We start from the raw sequence: 2,204 nt of genomic DNA, 5'->3' as shown, positions 1-2,204 counted from the left end.
CATCGGCATCCCACCGGCGACCACTCCACCAGCCGCCCTCGCAACCCTCCAGGCCCGGGTCACCGCCCTGAGTAACGCAGCCAACAGCAAGATCAAGACGACGTGTTGATGATCTGCAAGTCCTTAGCAGCTGCCGAACACTTGGCACGATCCGCCGAGGCCACCCAACGCGCCGTCGACATCTTCCACACACTCAACTGCAAGCTCCTCGAAGGACGCGCACTGCACAACTTGGGCTTGGCCCAACTCGGCCTGGGCGAGGTCTCCAAGGCGACACGGACCTACCGTCGGGCAGTCGCGCTACTGCGTACCACCGAGGACCGCATGAGTGAGGGCCAAGCACTCATGAACCTCGGCGCCGCCCAGCTCGCATCAGGGGAGTACGCGTCGGCGGCAGAGTCGCTAATCCAAGCTATCGACATCTTCCACGCGCTGGGCGAAAGCACGCTCGAAAGCCAGGCCCGCTCGGCCCTTGCCACGGCACGCTCGGGCCTCGGACATGAATCGTCCGAAGAGCACTGAGCGCAGCATTTCGAGGCCCACCAGGCGGAATGTCAGGTCCCACAAAGCGTCAAACAAGCGTCACGGGACGCGTGTGGCCACTCCAGCAACCGGCATCAGAGCCCTGGAACTTGCCGAGCTGGGCTGCCGGGGACTCACGGATAGCCGACCGTCTGCTCCGCGACCGACGATGCTCGACGACGGCATCGACGGACTCCCTGCGCGGCCTGTCCGACGGCGTGCGCTGGTGTCCTCCGGTCCTCAAAGTCGACGATCTCTTCGCACGCAACGTGCACATCGGCGGCCGGGACCTGCTTCTCGTGCCGCCCTACTTCAACTCGGGCGCGCCTGTCGCACTCCCGAGACACCGAACTGCAACCCGTCTCATGTACTCGGCAGCTCGTCGCGTTTCCCCCGATCCCTCCGAGGGCGCTGGATCCGGTGCTGTGGACGATCAGCGGGCGAGTCAGGCCGTGGACCGGGACCGTTCGGAGATGCAGCACGCGCTCCTCGCCGCTGTCGCCGCGGAAACTTCTCGACACTTCCGAACGTGTACACGGGAGAGTTATGAGAAGTTGTCCTGCGGCGTGCGGCCGCGAATGGGGGCGAGCATGCTGTTTGAAGAGCTGACGGCACTGGCGACAGAAGGCGGACGGGCAGTGGTCCGGGCCGTGGGTACTGCGTTCTGGCCCGTAATGCAGCGTCGTGCCGCAGAGTTGGTCGGCCGCGGTGACGCCGACCGCGTGAGGGCGGAGCTCGTGCGGCTCGATCGCACCGTGCAAGCCCTGATGCCCCCGCCGTCAGGCGATGCCGGCGCGGAGCGGGCGCGGCAGGAAGGGCTGTGGGCCGGACGGTTCGAGGCCCTGCTCGCCCGCCTCGAAGGGACCGAACAGTTCGGTGCGGCAGCAGAATTGCGCGCGCTCCTTGAATCCGTTACTGCCTTCGGCGGCGACACGGCCATCGACACCGGCAACGCGACGGCCCGCGACGGCGGCAGCGCGATCACCGGAATCCGGAACGCCGGCGGTAGCCGTCCCGGCCCGTCGAAGGTCGCGCACACCGGAGACGCGGAGGCCGCCGGACCCAGCTCCAGCGCCGTCACCGGAATCGTCAACGAATAGGCCGGTCCCGGGACAGCCGGGCGCCTCGTGCAGAGCGTTGCACGCACCGCAGACGCCGACGGTCAGCATCGCACTTCGGAACTCATCACCGAGCCCCGTGAACTGGCAATCACCAATCTGAGAAACGTGCTGCCTCGCGCACCGCGTACCTCTGAAACGTGGCCTGTGTAGCGAGACCTTCTAGCCCACATAGGCGCGTTGGCCGACCACACCGAGGGCGGCACCGAAGCCGGTGCCGCCGGAATCCTTCTTGCTTCCGGCCTCTTCCTTGCGTACCAAGGGCTGTCCTTCTCGGCTATGGCATATATCCGTCGAGCCTTGGGAGTGTTCGAGAAAGTCATGGGCGAGGACCATCACTATAAGCCGTCCTCGCGCAACACCCTTACCTACGCCTATCTGTCGGTGCCTGAACTGGCACGGGCGGTGCCGCTGTTGGAGCGGGCGCTGCGGGACAGCTAGTAGTGCTTTGTTAGGTGGTGTCGTAGGGCTGCCAGGGGGTGGGTTGGTGGCAGGTGGGGCAGGTGCCTGTCCAGGTGGCCAGGAGGTGTTGGAGGAGGTCCAGGGCCTGGTAGAGGGTCAGGC

At 66.2% G+C, this 2,204-nt stretch carries 3 protein-coding genes; all 3 read left to right on the top strand.

Annotated elements, in window-relative coordinates; genetic code table 11:
* The first annotated feature begins 108 nt into the window (after window positions 1-108).
* The 3 genes from ACLJT4_RS42305 to ACLJT4_RS42295 all read left to right on the top strand — a co-directional run bounded on the left by ACLJT4_RS42305 (window position 109) and on the right by ACLJT4_RS42295 (window position 2,081).
* A complete protein-coding gene (locus ACLJT4_RS42305; protein ID WP_411130491.1) occupies window positions 109-522 on the top strand; it encodes a hypothetical protein in 414 nt (137 codons plus the stop codon).
* 590 nt (window positions 523-1,112) lie between these two features.
* Window positions 1,113-1,622 carry a hypothetical protein gene (locus tag ACLJT4_RS42300; RefSeq protein WP_411130489.1) on the top strand — a complete coding sequence of 170 codons (510 nt, stop codon included), beginning with the start codon at window positions 1,113-1,115 and terminating at the stop codon, window positions 1,620-1,622.
* Between the two features lie 198 nt (window positions 1,623-1,820).
* The gene (locus ACLJT4_RS42295; RefSeq protein WP_411130488.1) at window positions 1,821-2,081 is read left to right on the top strand and encodes a tetratricopeptide repeat protein; all 261 of its coding nucleotides are present in this window, start codon (window positions 1,821-1,823) and stop codon (window positions 2,079-2,081) included.
* Window positions 2,082-2,204 lie beyond the last annotated feature (123 nt).

This window comes from Streptomyces sp. x-19, from assembly GCF_046549115.1.
GTDB classification, from domain to species: Bacteria; Actinomycetota; Actinomycetes; order Streptomycetales; family Streptomycetaceae; genus Streptomyces; species Streptomyces albulus_C.
This window is presented reverse-complemented; position numbering and strand designations above follow the sequence as displayed.

What these genes read in the sequence shown, in the direction of transcription:
- ACLJT4_RS42305 (WP_411130491.1), top strand. Translation starts at nt 109, where the DNA reads ATGATCTGCAAGTCCTTAGCAGCTGCCGAACACTTGGCACGATCCGCC.
- ACLJT4_RS42300 (WP_411130489.1), top strand. Translation starts at nt 1,113, where the DNA reads ATGCTGTTTGAAGAGCTGACGGCACTGGCGACAGAAGGCGGACGGGCA.